Here is a 19,955-nt window from a genome sequence, read left to right on the forward strand (position 1 = left end):
CTTTGTATTCCCAGTACCGACGAGGAGCACCTGTGACCCAGACCAGCGAGAACGTCACCTGGCTGACCCAGGAGGCGTACAACAAGCTCAAGGACGAGCTTGAGTACCTTACTGGTCCTGCGCGCACGGAGATCGCCGCCAAGATCGCGGCCGCGCGCGAGGAGGGCGACCTGCGCGAGAACGGCGGGTACCACGCGGCCAAGGAGGAGCAGGGCAAGCAGGAGCTTCGCGTGCGCCAGCTGACCCAGCTCCTGGAGAACGCCAAGGTCGGCGAGGCGCCGGCATCGGCGGAGGGCGAGGTGGCGCCCGGCATGGTCGTGACGATCGCCTTCGACGGTGACGAGGACGACACGCTGACGTTCCTGCTCGCCTCGCGCGAGTACGCGAGCGCCGACATCGAGACCTACTCGCCGCAGTCCCCGCTGGGGACCGGCGTGATCGGACACAAGGTCGGCGAGGAGGCGGAGTACGAGCTGCCGAACGGCAAGAAGGCCTCGGTGAAGATCCTGAAGGCCGAGCCGTACAGCGGCTGACCCCGCGGGCGCGGCGATGAGCCGCTGCGGCACCGACCTCGGCCCGCCCGTTGTCGACAGCCCCCGGCGTCCACGCGACGCCGGGGGCTTCGCCATGCTCAGGTCACCACGCCGGGCACGGGCACGGGTGCCTCACGCCGTCGCCGAGCGGTACTTCCGCACCGCCAGGGTCCGGAATATGAGGATGATCAGCGCCGAGTAGATCAGTGATGCCCAGACGGGGTGCTCCATGGGCCAGGCCCCTGAGTTGGAGACCCCGGGGTTGCCGAAGAGCTCTCGGCAGGCCTGGACCGTGGCGCTGAACGGGTTCCACTCGGCGATGTGCCGCAGCCAGGGCGTCATCTGGCTGGAGTCCACGAACGCGTTCGACACGAAGGTGACCGGGAAGAGCCAGACCAGCCCGCCGGACGTGGCCGCCTCGGGCGTCCGCACGGACAGCCCGATCAACGCGCCGATCCAGGTGAACGCGTACCCCATCAGAAGCAGCAGCCCGAACGCGCCGAGCACCTCGCCGACGTTGGTGTGGGTGCGCCAGCCGACCAGCAGGGCGACTATCGCGAGCACCAGCAGGGTGAGCGCCGTCTGCACCAGGTCGGCGAGGGTGCGCCCGGTCAGCACCGCCCCGCGGGCCATGGGCAGCGAGCGGAAACGGTCGACCAGCCCCTTGTGCATGTCCTCGGCGATGCCCGCGCCCGCGCCGGCCGTGGCGAAGGTCACGGTCTGGGCGAAGATGCCCGCCATCAGGAACTCGCGGTAGACGGCGGGGTCCGTGGTGCCGCCGATGTTCATGGAGCCGCCGAACACATAACTGAACAGCACCACGAACATGATGGGCTGGAACAGCCCAAAAATGATCATCTCGGGGATCCGGGACATTCGGATCAGGTTCCGCTTGGCGACGACCAGGGAGTCCCGGGCGGACTGGCCGAGTGGATGCGGGCGGGCGGCCCGGGGGGCGGTGTCGGTGACGGCACTCACTTGGCGGTCTCCTTCTTGCGCTTGCGGCCTCTGGCGTCGGCGAGCGTGCCGCTCTCGTCCTGCTCGTCCTTGGCCTCGGCCGCATGTCCCGTGAGGGACAGGAACACGTCGTCGAGGGTCGGGCGGCGCAGGCCGATGTCGTCTATCTCGATGCCTCGGGTGTCCAGCTCGCGGATCACCTCGGCGAGGAGCTTGGCGCCGCCGGTGACGGGCACGGTGAGCTTGCGGGTGTGCTCCTCGACGGTGGTGTCGCCCTTGCCGAAGCCGGCCAGCACCTCGGCGGCGGTCGTCATGTGCTCGCGCTCGTGCACCACGACCTCGACGCGCTCGCCGCCGGTGCGGGCCTTGAGCTGGTCGGAGGTGCCGCGGGCGATCACCCGGCCGTGGTCGACCACCGCGATGTCGTGCGCGAGGTGGTCGGCCTCTTCCAGATACTGCGTGGTGAGCAGCAGCGTCGTACCGCTGGAGACGAGCTGCTTGATGACGTCCCACAGTTGCTGGCGGTTGCGCGGGTCGAGGCCGGTCGTCGGCTCGTCCATGAACATCACGGGCGGTGAGACCACCAGCGCCGCGGCCAGGTCGAGCCGGCGGCGCATGCCTCCGGAGTAGGTCTTGGCGGGCCGGTCTGCGGCGTCCGCGAGGTTGAACTGGTCGAGCAGCTCGCCCGCGCGGGCCTTCGCGGCCTTCGCGCTCATCTGGTAGAGCCGGCCGACCATCTGAAGGTTTTCCCGGCCGGTGAGGTATTCGTCGACTGCGGCGAACTGGCCGGACAGGCCGATGGAGCGCCGCACCCGGTCCGGATGTTCGGCTACGTCGATGCCCGCGACGACGGCGCGGCCGCTGTCGGGGCGCAACAGGGTCGTCAGACAGCGGACCGTCGTCGTCTTGCCCGCGCCGTTCGGCCCGAGCAGGCCGAGGACCGTGCCCTCGGGGACATCGAGGTCGACGCCGTCCAGCGCCCTTACGTCACCGAAGGTCTTGACCAGGCCTTCGGCATAGATGGCGCCTGGCATATGAGTCTCCACGTCGTCGGGGATGCTTCCAAAAGATCAGGTTTACGGGATGTGTTCCGCCTGATGGATGGTGCCACGAGACACACCATAACGCGATGTATCGCGTCTCTCAACGGGTTTACCAGAACGAGCGACGAAGGGTTCGCGATCTTGACCTGACCTGAGCCTGACCCCGGCCTTTGCCGGTCGTATGCCGCCCCGGCGGCTCAGTCGATGACGGTGTACCCCGCCTTGCGCAGGGCCTCGCCGACCTCGACGCAGTGCGCCGGGCCCTTCGTCTCCAGGTGCAGCTCGACCTCCGCCTCCGTGAGCCCGAGCCGTGGGTCGGTCCGCACATGGCTCACGTCGAGGACGTTAGCGTCCACCACTGACAACACCCCCAGCAGCGTCGCGAGCGCACCCGGCCGGTCCGTCAGCCGCAGCCGTACGGCCAGGTAGCGGCCCTGCGCCGCCATGCCGTGCCGCAGCACGCGCTGCATCAGCACCGGATCCACGTTGCCGCCGGACAGCACCGCCACGACCGGACCCTCGAAGGCCCCCGGATCGCTCAGCAGCGCCGCCACCGGACTCGCCCCGGCCGGCTCCACGACCAGCTTCGCCCGCTCCAGGCAGAGCAGCAGCGCGGTGGACAGCTCATCCTCGCTGACCGTACGGACCTCGTCCACCAGGTTTTCGATGATCGCGAACGGCACGTCGCCGGGCCGCCCGACCTTGATCCCGTCGGCCATCGTCGCCGGGTTCTCGATCGACACCGGTCGGCCCGCCGCCAGCGACGGCGGGTACGCCGCCGAGCCCGCCGCCTGCACGCCGACGATCCGCACATCGGGCCGCAGCGCCTTCACCGCGATCGCGATACCGGCCGCGAGTCCGCCGCCGCCGATGCCGACGACGATCGTGCGCACCTCCGGGCACTGCTCCAGGATCTCCAGGCCGACGGTGCCCTGACCGGCGATGATGTCCGGGTGGTCGAAGGGGTGGATGAACACGGCGCCGGTCTCGGCGGCGTACTGCTGCGCGGCGGCCAGGGTCTCGTCGACCACCTGCCCGTGCAGGCGCACCTCGGCGCCGTAGTCACGCGTCGCACTGATCTTCGGCAGTGGAGCGCCCTTCGGCATGAACACGGTGGAGTGGACGCCGAGCAGTGAGGACGCCAGGGCGACGCCCTGCGCGTGGTTCCCGGCGCTCGCGGCGACGACGCCGGCCGCGCGCTCCTCCGGCAGCAGCCCGGCGATCCGGACGTAGGCGCCGCGCAGCTTGAAGGAGCCGGTCCGCTGGAGGTTCTCGCACTTGAGGTGGACCGGGGCACCCACCAGCTGGGTCAGATACCTGCTGCCTTCCATCGCGGTGACACGTGCGACCCCGGTGAGCATCTTCTGCGCGCCGCGTACATCGTCGAGGGTGACCGGAGGCAAGGGGTCGGCCTTGCGGTAGTTCATGACTCAAGTCTCGCAGTTCACACGCCGCGACAGCCGCTGTGACCAACGTCCGAGACGGGTTTGCGCAGCGCCGGTACGCCCTGCCGCCCATCCGCGTACCCTGTCCCCCAACCCAGCACCCAGCATGAAGTGAGCCCCCGGCCATGCCCACAACACCTGAAATGTCGATGGACATGACGACCGTCGGTGACCCCGGCCTTCTCGACGCGCTGCAGCACGAGGTGGCGGTGTTCGCCCGGCGTGCCGAACAGACCCGGCTCGGCGGGGTCGGGCAGGTGCGCAACTCCATGGACCGCGCCGCGTACCTGCTGCTCAACCGGCTCGACAAGGAGGGGCCGATGGGCGTCAAGGCGCTCGCCGCGAGCATGGGCATCGACTCCTCGACGGTCACCCGGCAGGTGGCTCCGCTCGTCGACACGGGCCTGGTCAAGCGGACCTCGCATCCCGAGGACGGGCGGGCCGTGGTGCTGCAGCTGTCCCCGCGCGGGTCGGCGCGGCTGGAGGAAGTGCGCTCGTCGAGGCGTCAGTTGATGGCCGAGCTGACACACGACTGGGCGCCGGAGGAGCGCGAGGCGTTCTGCACGCTCCTCACCCGCTTCAATCACGCTCTCTCGGCCCGGATGGCGGCCCAGGGGATGCCGGGGGCGGAAGCGCCGTCGGGTTCTTGAGAGGCGTTGGCTCACTGAGGGCTGTGGCTTACTGAGGGCTGTGGCTCACTGAGACGGGGGGTGCCGCGCGTCAGGGCGTGTACGCGCGCGTGGTGCCCGGGCCGGGGCGGGTGCCCTACCAGGTGGCGTGTTTCTCTGCGTGACCTCTGAACGCGTGCCCTCTGAACGCGTGCCCCTGTGACGAATGCGTGCCCCTGACGGCGCGCCCCGGAATACGTGCCCTGCAATCGGGCATCCCCACCATGCGCGGCTCTTGACCGAAAGGGCGCGCCTGCCCTCATATGAGACCGGGTCCTCGTACGCGGGTTCGCAGCCGGTACGCCGGATGCGCCCGGTGCGTCGACGGGATCCGCTTCGTCAGGTCGGCCTCAGGCGGGAGGCGCGGTGCGAGAACGGCAAGCGGCCCAACGTGCCCGCCGGGGCCGGGAGTTCGAGGCGTTCGTCGCCGGGGCGGCGGGGCGGCTGCTGCACACGGCCACGCTGCTCACCGCCGAGGCCCCGAACGCCAACCCGCGCGCGCGGCGCCTGCTGACGCTGGCCCTGGCCCACACGTACGCCTCCTGGGACCGGCTGCGCGGCGAGGACCCGTACGTCCGCACGCGCGCGTACCTCGCCGTCCGCTTCGCGCACCGCGCCTGGCACCAGTACGGCACACTCGGCCGGGCCCGCCCGCACCGCGGCAGCACGCTCGCGCACCTCGCCCCGCAGGAGCGTCTGGTCCTGGTGCTCAGGCTGTACGAGGGGGTCGCCGAGGAGCAGACGGCGGCGCTGCTCGGACTGCCCGCGGAACGCGTCCGCGCGATCTGCGACCGCGCCACGGCGACCCTGTTGCACCCGCCCCGGCCGCCCGCACCGGCGGTGACGGGCGCGAAGGTGGCGGCGTCATGATCGGGGGGTCGCGGTGAGCCGGGTCGACCGGGAGGCCGCCGCACGGCGGATCATGGAGCAGACGCCACCACGGGTGCCGCCGGACCTCTGTGCCGACGCCGTACGCCTCGGCGACCGTCTGCTGCGGCGCCGGGCCCTCGCTCTGCGTCTGGGCTGGCTGCTGCTGTGCGCGGCGGCCGTGGCGTTCACCGTCTGGGCGCTGACCGTGCGGCCGTGGGTGGAGCCGCCGTCGCAGACGACTCCACCGCTCAGCGGCTGGTAGCCGCGGGCTAGCCGAGCGCCTGCTGGAGGTCCTCCAACAGGTCGTCGGCGTTCTCGATGCCCACGGACAGGCGCACCAGGTCGCCGGGGACCTCCAGGGCCGAGCCGGCCGCGGAGGCGTGCGTCATCCGGCCCGGGTGCTCGATCAGCGACTCGACGCCGCCCAGCGACTCGCCCAGGGTGAACACCCGGGCGCGGTTGCAGACCTCGACGGCCGCCTCCTCGCCGCCCGCGACCTGGAAGGAGACCATGCCGCCGAACGCGCGCATCTGCTTGGCGGCGACCTCGTGGCCGGGGTGGTCCGGCAGCCCCGGGTACAGCACACGCGTCACGCGCGCGTGCCGGGTGAGCATGTCGGCGATCTTGACGGCGTTCTCGCTGTGCCGGTCCATGCGCACGGAGAGGGTCTTGGTGCCCCGCAGCACCAGCCAGGAGTCGAAGGGCCCGGCGACCGCGCCCATGGCGTTCTGGTGGAAGGCCAGCTCCTCGCCGAGTTCCGCGTCGCCGACGATCAGCGCGCCGCCGACGACGTCCGAGTGGCCGCCCATGTACTTGGTCAGGGAGTGCACCACGACGTCCGCGCCGAGCGACAGGGGCTGCTGGAGGTACGGCGTGGCGAAGGTGTTGTCGACGACGAGCCGGGCTCCGGCGTCCCGGGCGACCTGGGCGACGGCGGCGATGTCGGTGATGCCGAGCAGCGGGTTGGAGGGGGTCTCCACCCACACGACCTTGGTCTTCGGGGTGATGACTGCCCGTACGGCCGCGGGGTCGCCGGTGTCGGCGACCGACCATTCCACGCCCCACCGGGCCACGACCTTCGCGAACAGCCGGAACGTGCCGCCGTACGCGTCGTTGGGGATGACCACGTGGTCGCCGGGGCTGAGCAGCGTACGCAACAGGCAGTCCTCGGCCGCCAGTCCGGACGCGAACGCGAGGCCGCGGCGGCCGCCTTCCAGGGCGGCGAGGTTCTCCTCCAGGGCGGTCCTGGTCGGGTTGGCGCTGCGGCTGTACTCGTAGCCGCCGCGCAGACCGCCTACCCCGTCCTGCTTGTAGGTGGACACCTGGTAGATCGGCGGGACGACCGCGCCGGTGAGGGGGTCGGCCGTGTTGCCCGCGTGGATGGCGAGCGTCTCGAAGTGCTGACTGATGTGCCTGTCGCTCATGGGAACCGAGCGTAAGCGCTCCGCTGGGTGTGCCGCAGGGCCCGGCGGGGTATTTCCGGAGTCGGCGGGTCGTTCGTCGCTGGTCACCCGCTTCCTCGCACCCCCGCGAGGCGGGCACGCACCGCACCTCCGTCGCGGTTGCCCACAGGCCCGGCGAAGTTGTCCACAGGCCCGGCTGAGGGAGTTGGCCAATTGTCGGCGGCGTCTGGTTCGCTTGAGGCATGGAAATTCTCTGGGTCCTGATGGGCCTGCTCATGATCGGCTTCGTGCTGGGTCCGTTCGTGATGCGGCGGCGCAGGGGGATAGAGCTGGTCAAGCCGGGCCACCCGGACGCCGCGGACCCCGCGAACTACGGCTTCGTACGGCAGGAGGAGCTCGACGTCCGCATGCCCGGTCCCGACCAGGACCTGCTGGACGTCCTGGACCTGGTGCAGCGCACGCAGGACCACCGGGCCGCCGCGCAGCTCCTCGCGGGTACGGAGTCGGAGGGCGAGCGGCGCTGGCAGCGGGTGCAGGCCTTCGCCGGTGCCGCGGCGCTGGAGCTGCAGCAGCGGCCGGGTGGCGTCAGCGACACGCCGGGCGGCCAGTGGCTGCGCGTGTGGCGGGCGGAGGCGCCCAAGGACGCGGGGGGCGCGGCGGTGCACGCCGAGTTCCTGGTACAGCAGGCGTGGCGGACGGCGACGCCCGGCACGGACGAGTTCCGGATCATCATGGAGGAGGCGAAGGCGGCGTGCGGCGAGGCGGCGCTGCTCGCCCCCGGTGACCCGATCCCGTACATCATCGAGCTGTCGGTGGCCCGTGGCCTGGCCTACCCGCGCGCGGAGTTCGAGCAGCTCTGGCTGAAGATCCTGGACCGCGCGCCGAACCACATGGGCGCGCACCTGGCTGCGCTGCACTACTGGTGCGAGAAGTGGCACGGTTCGCGTGAGCTGGCGACCCAGTTCGCGGAGGCCGCGGCGGCCCGCGCGCCGCAGGGCTCGCTGCTGGCGGCGATGCCGCTGTTCGCGGTGTTCGAGCACCTGCCCGAGGTCAACCTGGTCGCCGGTTTCTACCAGAGCGAGGTCGTGACCAAGGCGGTCCACGGCGCCCTCCACGCGGTGCACTCGGCCCGCTCCGACGACCCGATGCTGGCGCATGTGCGTCATCTGCTGGTGTTCTTCCTGGTCCGTTCCGAGCGCTGGGCGGAGGCCATGAGCCAGCTGATACACATCGACGGCCATGTGGGGGCCCTGCCCTGGACGCTGTCCCCGGACCCGGCAGCGGAGTTCGCGGTCTACCGGGCGCTGGCGGTGGCGGGCTACGAGGCGAACGGCGGCAGCCCGGCGACGCTGCCGCGCTGAGGGCTTAGGGGTCCTTGCACTATGCCCGCCCGGGTCGCGCGGCCTGGCACCGCACCTCGCCGCGTTGCCGAAACGCCCAGGCAGCTCCGCTACCAGGGCGCTCCGGCGCCTTGCGATGCACGGCACCAGACCACGCGACCTGACCGGACGCTCATAGTGCAAGGACCCTTTAAAGGCGCCGGTGGCTGGTCGCCCACCGCACTGCCGTACACGCGGCCCGTCCGCGCGGGCGGCCGCTGCGTGCGCACACTCGGCCCCTCCGCGCGGATGGCTGCTGCGGACGCACACGCGCCGCGTCCACACGCTCGGCGCGTCCGCGCAGGTGGCCGGCACCACGGCCGACGTACGGCTGGAATGCGGGGCGGCGCTCGGACGTTCCTCAGGTGCTGCCCCGTGAAGACCGGGAAGGCCCGTTGTAAGCCCGGGAAGAAGGAGCCCCGACATGCTGTTCGGCCGCACGCCCACCCTGCCCACCCCCGAGCAGGCGCTGAAGGGCCGCCCGGAGCCCGCCTTCACGGTCCCCGACCGCCACACCGTCCTCGGCAATCCGCTGCTCGGCCCCTACCCCGAGGGCCTGGAGATCGCCGACTTCGGCCTCGGCTGTTTCTGGGGGGCCGAGCGCAAGTTCTGGCAGCTCCCGGCGGGCGTGTGGACGACCCTCGTCGGCTACCAGGGCGGCCACACCGAGAACCCGACGTATGAGGAGGTCTGCTCGGGCCTGACCGGCCACACGGAGGTCGTCCGCGTGGTCTACGACCCGAAGGTGATCTCGTACGACCGCCTCCTGAAGACCTTCTGGGAGGCCCACGACCCGACGCAGGGCTTCCGCCAGGGCAACGACGTCGGCACGCAGTACCGCTCGGCGATCTACACCCACACCCCGGAGCAGGCCGCGACCGCGGAGACCGCCCGCGAGGCGTACCAGAAGGTCCTGACCGGCTCGGGCTACGGCAGGATCACGACGGAGATCCTCCCGGCGGAGGGCCGGCCGTTCTATCCGGCGGAGGGGTACCACCAGCAGTACCTGGACAAGAACCCGGCGGGGTACTGCGGAATCGGTGGCACGGGGGTGTCGTGCCCGATCGGCGTGGCGCCCGCCCCACAGTCCACGGCCGAGTAGACCCCCGAACACCGGGCGGCTGCGCCGTTGCGATCGCAGGGGTGGCCATCAGGGCAGGGCACGAGTCATGTGTCGTTGCAAGCGAGTAGCTGTTTCTTCGCTTCTCCCTCACCCGTTCGAGCGGTGAAAAAGTGATCCTGCCCGATACGCTGACGCACGGGATCGGAGTCGCGCCCATGGGGGCATCCATGACCACCTCCGCCGCCCTGGGCAACCGCTCATCCCTCAGCCCCCAGCCACGGTTGCCGCGCTGCGGCAGGCCATCAGGCAGATCGCGCCCGCCGCACTACCTGCTTTCACTCGGGAGCTGGCCCAGGCGGCCGACCAGTCCCGGCAGGGCTCTGATCTAGCGCCTCTCCAGCGGTTCGTGGCCCGGTGGGCCGTCTATGTCCACGTCCAGCGCCGGCCGGACCTGGCAGCAGACCTCCGCCGCTGGGAAGACACCGCCGAGTCGGGCGATGCCGCCCAGGCACGACAGGCCGCCTCCGAGATCGGGCGGATCCTGGACGCGGCCCACGCGGCCATCGGTCTTCCGGCCCGGTGAGCGCCGGCTGGCGCTGGGAGTACGATCCCGACCACGACCATGTGGCGGGCGGCATCCCGCTCATGTAGTGGCGGAAGTGGAACGTCTGGCCGACCAGCTCGTCGACCTCGCCAGTACGGGCATCGATGTCAGCGACCTCGGCAACGGTCCCCGACCAGGCGGCCTGCGCCGCATGGACGCTGCCGGCGGCTGGTTCTACTTTCTGGTGGCACCGCGTGACCCGTTGATCATCACCGTCCGCATCGTGCCGCCGTTCGACGCGCTGTAGCCATCGGCCCGCAGAGAGGGAGAAATCAGCGGGTGTCCTGTGTGACTTGAGTACCAATAGGGTGCCTCCGTGACTGCCACGTTGAGTTCCACGAGAGCCCGCGCCGCACTCCGCACATCGGCGCGCGTCTCCGCGGAATTGCTGCTCATATTCCTGATGCTCGCGGTGACTTTGTGGATCTTGGGCCGGATGTGGTCGGTCGTCTGGCCTCTCGTGGTCGGCCTCCTTCTGACCACACTGACCTGGCCGCTGACTCGTTTCCTGCGTCGTCACGGGTGGAAACCCGCGCTCGCCGCGTCGGTCGTAACCGTGCTGTTCCTCCTGGTCGCCATGGGCGTCGTGGCGCTGATCGCAGTACCGGTGGCATCCCAGTCCGACGAGCTGACCGACGGCGTAGTCGAAGGCATCCAGAGGTTGCGCGAGTGGGCCGCCGGGCCGCCGTTGAACATCGGTGACGCCCAGATCGCCAAGGCCTTCGACACCGCGGTCGCCCGCGCCCAAGAGGGCCTCGGCAGCATGGTCGGCGCTGTCGTCACGGGAGTGAGCACCGTGGTGAACGGCTTGGTCACTGCCGTCCTGGCCCTCTTCCTGATGTTCTTCTTCCTCAAGGACGGCCCGCGGTTCCTGCCGTGGCTTGCTCGTCAGCTGCCCGGTCGGCTCGCCACCGACGTCCCGGCTGTGGCTGCGCGAGGCTGGGACACTCTGGGCGCGTTCGTGCGTTCCCAGGCGGCTGTCGGCCTGCTCGACGCCGTCCTGATCGGCCTGGGCCTGTGGATTCTGGGGGTACCGCTGGTGCTCCCGCTGGCGGTGCTGACCTTTGTCTCAGCGTTCGTGCCGATCATTGGCGCCCTGTTCGCCGGTTTCGTCGCGGTTCTTATCGCGCTGGTCTCCAACGGTCTGACGGACGCGCTGATCGTGCTGGCCATCATCGTCGTGGTGCAGCAGCTCGAGGGCAACGTGTTCCAGCCCATGATCCAAAGTCGTGGGCTTGGCCTCCATGCGGCCGTGGTCCTGCTGGCGGTGACGTTGGGCGCCAGTCTGGTCGGCATCGTAGGCAGTCTGCTCGCAGTACCGATCGCCGCACTGATCGCGGTGATCTGGAACTATGTGCGCGAGCAGCTCCGCGAGCCGTCACAGGAACCGGGGATCGACGAGTCGGACACCTGCGCCGCCGCCCCGTCCTAGGACTACGCAGGTGCGGCTCGGTCGCCGTCTCCGGTGGCCGACGGGCTGACAAACACCGCCAGATAGCGGAACTCTCCGCCTGGTCCATCCTGCCTGGAGTACTGCTCCCAAACGAGGGGATAGGCACCTCGCAGCCTGCAGGTGTTCGGCTGGTATGTCCCCTCGGCCCAGAGCAGCGTCCCGGCGAGCTCGCGCCCGTCGTGAATCCTGAAGTCGTGATCCCGAGTAGGTCGGCGGCCGGGGCCCGGCGGAGTCCACAAGGACGCCTCATTGGTCAGCATGAGCGCGAGGCCGTTCTGCTGGGACTGACGGCAGAAGCGCTCCAGCCTGGCTATGTCCCGAACGAAGTGCAGGCGAGCGAGGTCTGTGGCGGCATGTGCCTTCAAGGCGTAGTCCTCGCCTGGACTGCCGACCGTGCCCGTCCAACTCCGGGTGAAGTACTTGAACTCGATGGCAGTGCGAGCTTCCGGCCCGATGCACAGGAGGTCCAGGTACTCGGCCTTGCCCGACAGCCGCTGCGGGACCTCGAGCCTGGACTCCACCTCCGGCACCAACTCCCAGAGCACCCGCGCGAAACTGTGCTGAAGGTCGGCCTCGGAGTGGAAGACCCGCCTGTGCCGACGCAGCTGCGCCATGACCTCGCGAAGTGAGGTCCGTCCGGCAATGGTCTCTGAGTCGTGCATTGATGCCATGGTCACGACGCCATTGAAGTGGTGCCTCGACCGAACTCTCAAGCCACGACGCCAGGTTCGGGCTCATGGCCCAGTGGGCCGTCCATGTCCACATCCAGCGCCGGCCGGACCTGGCAGCAGCCCCCCGCCGCTGGGAAGACGCCGCCGAGTCCGGCGATGCCGCCCAAGCACGACAGGCCGCCTCTGAGATCGGGTGGATCCTGGGCCAAGCCCACGCAGCCGTCGGCCTCCCGGCCCGGTGAGTACGGACTCGGGCTGGGAGTACGATCCCGACCACGCCCACGTGGCAGGCGGCATCGGCGGCATCCCCGTCCGCGTGGTGGCGGACAGGGAACGTCTGGCCGACCAACTCGTCGACCTCGCCAGCACCGGCATCGATGTCAGCGACCTCGGCAACGGCGCCCCCGACCGGGCGGTCTGCCCCGTATGGACGCAACTGGCGGCTGGTCCCGCTTCTGTCCCACTCCCTGGTACACCACGTGACCCGCTGATCAGCGTTGTCCGTATCGTGCCCCGGTTCGACTCGCTGTAGCCCGCTGCCCGTCCGTCAGCCCGGAGTTGCCTGACACCGCGACCACGATGGGCCCCGCGTACCGGCGCCGGACCCGTCAGCCCCGTCCCGGTGCGGCAACAGCTCTGCCGCATCCTCGGTGCGGTGCAGCACGTCGCTGCCTTACGATCACCTGGCTGCGCCGCCGCCACCCCAGGGCACCCGGCCGGGAGACCGGCGGCCCCTCGGGACAAGACTCCGGCGCGCGTCAATGGGAGGGAAAACCGCATATGCAGAACCGTTTCAACCGGAGCGTGGCCACACTCGTCGGCATCGCGCTCGCCGGCACCGGCCTGGCCGCCGTGAACGCCGTTCCGGCCGCCGCGAGTTCGTACGACTGCCCGGCGGGCTACTTCTGCGGGTGGACCGGCGGAAGCGCCAACGGCACGATGTGGAAGACGAACAAGAGCGTCGCGGACCTGGGCAGCTGGGACAACAAGATCCGCTCGTACGTCAACCGTACGAAGTCGATCGCCTGCGTCTACGAGGACAAGAACTACGAGCCGTGGGGCGGCTACTGGGCCCAGGAGCCGAACACGCCCGGCGAGTACAGTGGGTATCCGGTCGCGACCACCAGCTCGATCAAGTTCGTCCGTACCGAGCGGGAGTGCAGCCAGACCGCCTACCCGCGCTGGTACTCCGAGACCTCCCCGAAGGCGCAGGGGTTCGGGGACATGAACGGCGACCGCAAGGCCGACGTGATCGCCCGGGACGAGGCCGGACGGCTCTGGCTCGCGCCGGGCAACGGCACCGGCAAGCTCATCGGCACGGGCGGCTGGAACAGCATGAACGCCCTCACCCGGCACGGCGACTTCAGCCGTGACGGCCGGGAGGACCTCCTCGCCCGCGAGGCGTCCACCGGCAAGCTGTGGCTCTACCCCGGAACCGGCACCGGCTCCCTCGGCGCCCGCAAGCTGCTCGGTGCGAGCGGCTGGAACGCCATGACCAAGATCACCGCCTTCGGCGACCTCACCGGCGACAGCCGCTCCGACCTGATCGCGGTCGAGAAGGCCACGGGCAAGCTGTGGCTCTACCCGGGCACCTCCACCGCCAGGCTCGGCGCCCGCAAGCTCATCGGCTCGGGCGGCTGGAACAGCATGAACGCCCTCGTCGGCATCGGCGACGCGACCGGTGACGGCCGTCCCGACCTGTACGCGCGGGAGGCGTCCACCGGCAAGCTGTGGCTCTACCCGGGCACCTCCACCGCCAGGCTCGGCGCCCGCAAGCTCATCGGCTCGGGCGGCTGGAACGCCATGGCGAACCTCATCGCGGTGGGAGACTTCTCCGGCGACGGACGCCCCGACCTCGCCACGGTGACCAACGAGAAGTACGTGATCGACGGCTACCGGGGCCACCCGGGCTGGCTGGTCACCTACCGGGGCCGGGACACCGGTGGCGGCCTGCTGCCCGGCGAACGGACCGACGGCGAGTGGTGGGGCCTGAACGGCGTCTTCTAGCCCTTGGCCGGCTGCTGCCAGCCCTCGGCCGGCTGCCGCCGGCTCAGTTCGACGACGTCGAAGACCCCGTCCCGGCCCGGGTCGCGTCCCGGCCCCAGCTGGCCAGCAGGCGCAGTGCCTCCGCGGACGGGGAGCCCGGCTCCGCGTGGTACGTGATCAGGGACTGCTCGGCGTCGTCGACCAGGCGGAACGTCTCGAAGGACAGGGACAGTTCACCGACGAGCGGGTGCTGGAACCGCTTGACGCCGTGGCTCTTCTCCTTCACGTCGTGGGTGGCCCACAGCCGCCGGAACTCCGCACTCTTGACGGAGAGTTCCCCCACCAGGGCCGACAGGCGCGGGTCGTCCGGGTGGCAGCCGGCGTCCATGCGCAGAAAGGCGACGATGTCGGACGCCTTCTGGTCCCAGTCCACGAACAGCTCGCGGTACTCCGGCTTCAGGAACACCAGCCGCGCCCAGTTCCGCTGCTCCGTCGGCAGCTCCGCCCAGTCGCCGAAGACGGCCGCGGCCATGCGGTTCCAGGCCAGGATGTCCGAACGACGGCCCACGAGGTACGCGGGGACGCCGTCGAACATGTCCAGCAGCTGCCGCAGCGCGCCCCGCACCGGCTGGTTGCGTGCCGCGGGCTTCTTCTTGTGCTGCTTGGGCTTGGCCAGGTGCGTGAGGTGGGCGTGCTCGGCGTCGGTCAGCCGTAGCGCCCGCGCGATCGCGTCCAGCACCTCCGCCGACACGTTCCGCCCGTTGCCCTGCTCCAGCCGCGTGTAGTACGCCACCGACACCCCGGCCAGCTGTGCCAGCTCCTCGCGACGCAGCCCCGGAACCCTGCGGTGCCGCCCGTAGTCGGGCAGCCCCACGTCCTCCGGCTTCAGCCGGGCCCTCCGGCTGCGCAGGAACTCGCTCAGCTCGGCGCGCCGGTCCAGGCCGCCGCCGGGCTCCGGCACGGGCACGGCCTGTCCGCCGCCGGGCTCCGGCACGGACATGGGCTGTTCATCCATACGTCCAGTATTCATGGCTGTTCATGGTCGTACGCCCCTCAACCTGTCCCCGCCAGTGGTAGGCACAGCAGACGTACGCAAAGCCGTGACCTGGGTGGATGGGCGATCCGGCGGCAGCCTGGATGATGTGCCCGGTCACGAAGGCAGCCGGGCGCGATCACATCGCTAGGAGACCCCCGGCATGACCACTGTCACCGCATACGCCGCCCCCGCCGCCAAGGCTCCGCTGGAGCGGACCACGATCGAGCGGCGGGAGGTCGGTGAGTTCGATGTCCTGATCGACATCAAGTACGCCGGAATCTGTCACTCCGACATTCACCAGGCCCGGGAGGGCTGGGGCGAGGCCATCTTCCCGATGGTGCCCGGCCATGAGATCGCCGGTGTCGTCGCCGAGGTCGGGTCCGGCGTCACCCAGTTCGCCGTCGGGGACCGGGTGGGCGTCGGCTGCATGGTCGACTCCTGCCGTGAGTGCGACAACTGCAAGGCCGGTCAGGAGCAGTACTGCACCGGCACCGGCATGGTCGGCACGTACAACGCGCTGGACAAGAACGGTGAGCCGACCTACGGCGGTTACTCGCAGAAGATCGTCGTCGACGAGAACTACGTCGTGCGCATCCCCGAGGGCCTGTCCCTGGACGAGGCCGCGCCGCTGCTGTGCGCCGGTATCACCACGTACTCCCCGCTGAAGCACTGGAAGGTCGGCCCCGGCAAGAAGGTCGCCGTCCTCGGCATGGGCGGTCTCGGCCACATGGCCGTGAAGATCGCGCACCACCTGGGTGCCGAGGTCACCGTCCTCTCCCAGTCCCTGCGCAAGAAGGAGGACGGGCTGAAGCTGGGCGCCGACCACTACTACGCCACCAGCGACCCGAAGACCTTCGAGGAACTGGCGGGCACTTTCGACCTCATCGTGTCGACGGTCTCGGCGGCGCTGGACTTCGGCGCCTACCTGGGCCTGCTGAAGACCGACGGCGCGCTGGTGAACGTGGGCGCGCCCGAGGAGCCGATCTCGCTGAACCTCTTCCCCCTGATCATGGGCCGCAAGACGCTCGCCGGTTCCGCCATCGGCGGCATCGCCGAGACCCAGGAGATGCTGGACTTCTGCGCCGAGCACCGTTTCGGCGCCGAGATCGAGTTGATCCGCGCGGACCAGATCAACGAGGCGTACGAGCGGGTGCTGGCGAGTGACGTCCGGTACCGGTTCGTGATCGACACGGCCACGATCTGATCGTTCACTCGCTGTACGGCGGCCCAGCGGCAGGAGGCAGCCGAGCAGGGAAAAGCCCGCCGGAAGCAGAGCTTCCGGCGGGCTTTCGTGCACGGGTTCAGCAGCACGCCGCCGAACACACGCGACAATCGATCACTTGCCGTAGTACGCGTTGTAGATCGAGATCGTCGACTTGTTGTTCTTCTTGTCGGTGATCTTCGCGTGGAACGAGATCCCCTTGCCCTTGGCCGGGTTCTTGACGGTGATCTTGCCCTTCTTGACGGTGACCTTCTTCCAGGTCTGGCCGTAGTCGTACGACACCCACACACCCAGCGACTTGAGGTTGCTGCCCTTGGCCGCGCCCTCGACGACGACCGGGAAGGTGGCCGTGCGGCCGGCCGTGACGCGGCTGTCCAGGCTGGTCAGCGCGTTGAACCGCACGGTGGACGCGGGGAGCTTGGCCATGTCGGTGGTCGGCTTCTTGGAGCGGAACGTCCAGCTCGCGTCGATCCGCGTGGCCGCCGCCGCGACCTTGACGCTCCGCTTCACCGAGGTGGTCAGCCGGTACTCGGCGTCGCCGGACGGCACCCTGAACGCCTTCTCGCCGAACAGCGGGTCGTCGTGGGAGCCGACCTTGGTGCCGTTGCGGTACAGGGTCGTGTTCACCGAGGTGAACAGCGACGAGCCCGGGTGCCTGGAGCCGTCGGCGACCAGCGGCAGATAGCCGTAGATGTCGTTGCCCTCGCGGTACAGACCGAACTCGCTGTTCAGCGTCGGACCGAAGACCGCCTTGTTGAAGGTCTGCGTGTACGACTTGCCTGCCTTGAGCGTCAGCGGGTTGCCGAGCGTGTAGTAGGCCTCCGGGATCGGGTTGCCCTGGGCGTCCTTGCCGCCGTACTGCTCGAAGTCGAACAGCCACTCGATGCCCTGGGACGTCGACAGGTACACCGTGCGGCTGCCGGGCAGCTTCTGCTCGACGGGCTCGCCGACGTAGAAGTCGGCGGGGAAGAGGCCGACGGGGACGAGGGCGCCGGTCTTGCCGGAGGAGGAGGCCCCGAGGTTGCCCTTCACCGTGGCGAGTTCGCTCTTGCCGAACCGCCGGACCTTGTCGCCCTGGATCTTCTTGACGTTGGCGGTGGTCGCCACGTCGTACTCGGTGGCGGCGCCCTTCGTCCACTGGCCGCCCCAGGTCTGGCTGAGGCCGCTCGCGATCTCGCCGCCCAGGTGGGCCATCCGCAGGTCGGCGAAGGAACCGGCGGCGAAGCCGAAGCCGAAGCCCGTGCTCTCCAGGAAGTAGGAGATCATCGCGGACCGCGGCTTGGCCGCGGCGTCCGGGACGGTGATGGTGGCGGACTTGGTCCTACGGGCGTCGATCGTCACCGAGGTGTTCTTGGTGACGGTCAGCCGCGGCTGGACCAGCCAGTCGAGGCCGCCCTTCAGGTCGACGAAGTCCTTGGCGATCCAGGCGTCCAGCAGGTAGGTGCCCTTCGGCACGCGCAGGGTGGTGGTGCCGGACGCGGCGACCGGCACCTGGTAGGCGCGGCCGTTGCCCAGGCCCAAGTAGCCGAGCAGCGCGGTGTTGTAGTCGTCCGTACCCTTCCCGTCCCGGCCGATGTGCTTGACCGTGACGTCGTACGACTCCACCTCGCGCTGCACCGCGGCGGCCGTACGGACGCTCTGCCCGCCGCCCGTCGCGGTCACGTACGCGGAGTACGCGCCGTCGACGGTGCCGCCCAGCCTGGTGTTGACGGTCATGTCGACGGAGGCCCTGCCGCCCGCCGGGACGGTCACCTTGGTCGCGCCGAGCTTGAAGAAGCCCGCCGGGGCCGCCTGGCCCTTGGGGTTGGTGGCGGTGATCTTCAGGTCCAGCGTGACGTCGGTGGTGCCGAGGTTGCGGTACGTCAGCTGCTTGGTGACCGGGGTGTCGTCGGTGTGCGGCCACTGCTGGACGCCGAAGCTCACCGAGACCGGGTCGGCGATCACGGTCTGCTTGATGGCCTTGTCGACCTGGATGCGGCCCGAGCCCTGCTGGAACGGCGTGTAGGCGCCGCCCTTGGTGGACGCCGTCAGCGCGCCCTTGAGTTCGGCGTACGTCCAGTCCGGGTGCTGCTGCTTGAGGATCGCCGCGGCGCCCGCGACATGCGGCGTCGCCATCGACGTACCCGAGATGGTCAGGTACCCGGCCGGGCTCTCGCCGACCTCCTGGGCGATGGCGCTGCCCTTGGCGGCGGCCGCGGTGGAGTCGACGCCGGGTGCGGTGACGTCCGGCTTGATGGCGCCGTCGCCGATGCGCGGGCCGGTGCTGGAGAAGTCGGCCAGCGTGTCCTTGTCGTCCACGGCGCCGACGGTGAGCGCGGCCTCCGCGCTGCCCGGCGAACCGATGGACTCCGGGCCGGAGTTGCCGGCCGCGATGGCGAAGAGGATGCCCTTGTCGGCGGAGAGCCGGTTGACGGCCGCCTCCAGCGGGTCGATCTCCGGGGTGTCCATGCCGCCGAGGCTGAGGTTGACGACGTCGGCGCCCTGTTCGGCCGCCCACTCCATGCCGGCCAGGATGCCGGAGTCGTCGCCGAAGCCGCTGTCGTCGAGGACCTTGCCGTTGAGGATCTCGGCGCCGGGCGCCACGCCCTTGAACTTGCCGCCGGACTTCGCGCCGGTGCCGGCCGCGATGGAGGCGACGTGGGTGCCGTGGCCCTGCTTGTCGGTGGCGTCGGCCGCGGTGGTGAAGTTCTTCGACGCCTTCACCTGCGACTTGAGGTCGGGGTGCGTGGCGTCCACGCCGGTGTCGAGGACGGCGATCTTCACGCCCTTGCCGTTGTAGCCGGCGGCCCAGGCCTTGGGGGCGCCGATCTGCGGCACGGACTTGTCGAGGGTGGCCTTGCGGACCCCGTCGAGCCAGACGTGCGCGATGCCGGAGACGGTCTTGTCGCCGTTGGTGACCGCGTCCCACAGCTCGGGCGTGTCCTTGGGCGTGGTCTGCACGGCGTCCGCGTTCAGGGTCTTCAGGCTGCGGCGCAGGGTGCCCGCGTCGCGGACGTCGGCCTTGGCGGCGGTGGCGGCGCCTTTGTAGCCGACGATGACCTTCAGGCCGTTCTTCTGGGCCTTGCGGGTCGCGGACTTGTTCAGTTCGGTGATGTCGAACAGCCGCTGGTCCAGCTTGCCGGTGGCGACCAGGCGGGCCGCGTCGGCGGGTATCACGAGCGTGTGGCCGTGGGCCTTGCGGATCTGTACGGGTATGTGCTCGCGGCCCTCGGCCCGGTCCACGCCGACGACCCGCCCCTTGGCGTCCACGGAGACCCGGTCTCCGGTGATCAGGGTGATGCGGTGGTGAGACGTGAGCTTGGCAGGGCCGTTCGGGCTCTGTTCCGGCTTCGCGCTCGCCGGGCTGGTCAGTCCCGCGGCGAGGGCGACGGCGGCCGCGGTGGCGACCGCCGCGGCGCCGGCTCTCTTCACTTGTGTGCGCAAAACTCCCCCTGGAGTTGAGGAACCGGGCGAATTCCCCGTTCACCCGGCCGGGGGCGGTTCCGCACACATGCGCGTGCACCCCCCGGAATCACGCAGTATGCCGGGGGGTGATCAGCGACCTCAATAGATCGGTCCGTCACGAGTTGGCCAGAAAGACGATATGTCCGTGAACAGGAGTTGGCCAAGAAGGCGGAGGGCC

At 70.0% G+C, this 19,955-nt stretch carries 18 protein-coding genes and 1 pseudogene; 12 read left to right on the plus strand and 7 right to left on the minus strand.

What is annotated here, in order from left to right; all coding sequences use genetic code 11:
- Positions 1–32: 32 nt before the first annotated feature.
- On the plus strand, positions 33–533 hold the full coding sequence (gene greA, locus KWI83_RS31535; RefSeq protein WP_218517800.1) for a transcription elongation factor GreA: 501 nt from the start codon (positions 33–35) through the stop codon (positions 531–533).
- A gap of 132 nt (positions 534–665) precedes the next feature.
- On the opposite strand, the gene KWI83_RS31540 is transcribed toward greA, so the two are convergent.
- The 3 genes from KWI83_RS31540 to ilvA form a co-directional block, all read right to left on the minus strand.
- Entirely contained in the window at positions 666–1,511 is an 846-nt protein-coding gene (locus KWI83_RS31540) for an ABC transporter permease (RefSeq protein WP_218517801.1), read from the minus strand.
- The gene (locus KWI83_RS31545) at positions 1,508–2,524 is read right to left on the minus strand and encodes an ATP-binding cassette domain-containing protein (protein WP_218517802.1); all 1,017 of its coding nucleotides are present in this window, start codon (positions 2,522–2,524) and stop codon (positions 1,508–1,510) included. Before KWI83_RS31545 ends, KWI83_RS31540 begins: the two co-directional genes overlap by 4 nt.
- 206 nt (positions 2,525–2,730) lie before the next feature.
- Positions 2,731–3,960 (minus strand): threonine ammonia-lyase, encoded by a 1,230-nt coding sequence (gene ilvA, locus KWI83_RS31550; RefSeq protein ID WP_218517803.1) that lies wholly within the window; start codon positions 3,958–3,960, stop codon positions 2,731–2,733.
- A 161-nt stretch (positions 3,961–4,121) separates the two neighbouring features.
- Here ilvA and KWI83_RS31555 point away from each other — a divergent pair, with 161 nt between their 5' ends.
- The 3 genes from KWI83_RS31555 to KWI83_RS31565 all read left to right on the plus strand — a co-directional run bounded on the left by KWI83_RS31555 (position 4,122) and on the right by KWI83_RS31565 (position 5,778).
- A complete protein-coding gene (locus tag KWI83_RS31555) occupies positions 4,122–4,628 on the plus strand; it encodes a MarR family winged helix-turn-helix transcriptional regulator (protein ID WP_218517804.1) in 507 nt (168 codons plus the stop codon).
- A gap of 384 nt (positions 4,629–5,012) precedes the next feature.
- On the plus strand, positions 5,013–5,516 hold the full coding sequence (locus KWI83_RS31560) for a sigma factor-like helix-turn-helix DNA-binding protein (RefSeq protein ID WP_218517805.1): 504 nt from the start codon (positions 5,013–5,015) through the stop codon (positions 5,514–5,516).
- Positions 5,517–5,529: 13 nt separating this feature from the next.
- Positions 5,530–5,778, plus strand: a complete 249-nt coding sequence (locus tag KWI83_RS31565; RefSeq protein WP_218517806.1) for a hypothetical protein — start codon at positions 5,530–5,532, stop codon at positions 5,776–5,778.
- 7 nt (positions 5,779–5,785) lie between these two features.
- Here KWI83_RS31565 and KWI83_RS31570 read toward each other — a convergent pair whose 3' ends face one another.
- The gene (locus KWI83_RS31570) at positions 5,786–6,940 is read right to left on the minus strand and encodes a cystathionine gamma-synthase (protein WP_218517807.1); all 1,155 of its coding nucleotides are present in this window, start codon (positions 6,938–6,940) and stop codon (positions 5,786–5,788) included.
- A 221-nt stretch (positions 6,941–7,161) separates the two neighbouring features.
- Between KWI83_RS31570 and KWI83_RS31575 the strand changes: the two genes are divergently transcribed.
- The 5 genes and pseudogenes from KWI83_RS31575 (at position 7,162) to KWI83_RS31595 (ending at position 11,397) form a co-directional block, all read left to right on the plus strand.
- A complete protein-coding gene (locus KWI83_RS31575; protein WP_218517808.1) occupies positions 7,162–8,280 on the plus strand; it encodes a hypothetical protein in 1,119 nt (372 codons plus the stop codon).
- A gap of 442 nt (positions 8,281–8,722) precedes the next feature.
- Positions 8,723–9,400, plus strand: coding sequence for a peptide-methionine (S)-S-oxide reductase MsrA (gene msrA, locus KWI83_RS31580; RefSeq protein ID WP_218517809.1), 678 nt, complete (start codon positions 8,723–8,725; stop codon positions 9,398–9,400).
- Between the two features lie 188 nt (positions 9,401–9,588).
- Positions 9,589–9,944, plus strand: a pseudogene (locus KWI83_RS31585) (DUF6247 family protein).
- 76 nt (positions 9,945–10,020) lie between these two features.
- The gene (locus tag KWI83_RS31590) at positions 10,021–10,212 is read left to right on the plus strand and encodes a hypothetical protein (RefSeq protein WP_308122290.1); all 192 of its coding nucleotides are present in this window, start codon (positions 10,021–10,023) and stop codon (positions 10,210–10,212) included.
- A 69-nt stretch (positions 10,213–10,281) separates the two neighbouring features.
- On the plus strand, positions 10,282–11,397 hold the full coding sequence (locus KWI83_RS31595) for an AI-2E family transporter (protein ID WP_218517810.1): 1,116 nt from the start codon (positions 10,282–10,284) through the stop codon (positions 11,395–11,397).
- Positions 11,398–11,399: 2 nt separating this feature from the next.
- Here the strand turns inward: KWI83_RS31595 and KWI83_RS31600 are convergent, their stop codons facing one another.
- On the minus strand, positions 11,400–12,080 hold the full coding sequence (locus KWI83_RS31600; protein ID WP_218517811.1) for a hypothetical protein: 681 nt from the start codon (positions 12,078–12,080) through the stop codon (positions 11,400–11,402).
- 247 nt (positions 12,081–12,327) lie between these two features.
- On the opposite strand from KWI83_RS31600, the gene KWI83_RS31605 reads away from it, so the two are divergent.
- Both KWI83_RS31605 and KWI83_RS31610 read left to right on the plus strand, forming a co-directional pair.
- Positions 12,328–12,621, plus strand: a complete 294-nt coding sequence (locus tag KWI83_RS31605) for a hypothetical protein (RefSeq protein ID WP_218517812.1) — start codon at positions 12,328–12,330, stop codon at positions 12,619–12,621.
- Between the two features lie 248 nt (positions 12,622–12,869).
- Positions 12,870–14,096 (plus strand): FG-GAP-like repeat-containing protein, encoded by a 1,227-nt coding sequence (locus tag KWI83_RS31610; protein ID WP_218517813.1) that lies wholly within the window; start codon positions 12,870–12,872, stop codon positions 14,094–14,096.
- Positions 14,097–14,139: 43 nt separating this feature from the next.
- Here the strand turns inward: KWI83_RS31610 and KWI83_RS31615 are convergent, their stop codons facing one another.
- Complete coding sequence (locus tag KWI83_RS31615; protein WP_218517814.1) at positions 14,140–15,090, minus strand: helix-turn-helix transcriptional regulator; 951 nt, start codon at positions 15,088–15,090, stop codon at positions 14,140–14,142.
- A 181-nt stretch (positions 15,091–15,271) separates the two neighbouring features.
- Here KWI83_RS31615 and KWI83_RS31620 point away from each other — a divergent pair, with 181 nt between their 5' ends.
- Complete coding sequence (locus tag KWI83_RS31620) at positions 15,272–16,315, plus strand: NAD(P)-dependent alcohol dehydrogenase (RefSeq protein ID WP_218517815.1); 1,044 nt, start codon at positions 15,272–15,274, stop codon at positions 16,313–16,315.
- Positions 16,316–16,447: 132 nt separating this feature from the next.
- Here the strand turns inward: KWI83_RS31620 and KWI83_RS31625 are convergent, their stop codons facing one another.
- Complete coding sequence (locus KWI83_RS31625; RefSeq protein WP_218517816.1) at positions 16,448–19,744, minus strand: S8 family peptidase; 3,297 nt, start codon at positions 19,742–19,744, stop codon at positions 16,448–16,450.
- Positions 19,745–19,955 lie beyond the last annotated feature (211 nt).

The sequence above is a fragment of the Streptomyces sp. TRM70350 genome (genome assembly GCF_019219825.1).
Taxonomy (GTDB): domain Bacteria; phylum Actinomycetota; class Actinomycetes; order Streptomycetales; family Streptomycetaceae; genus Streptomyces.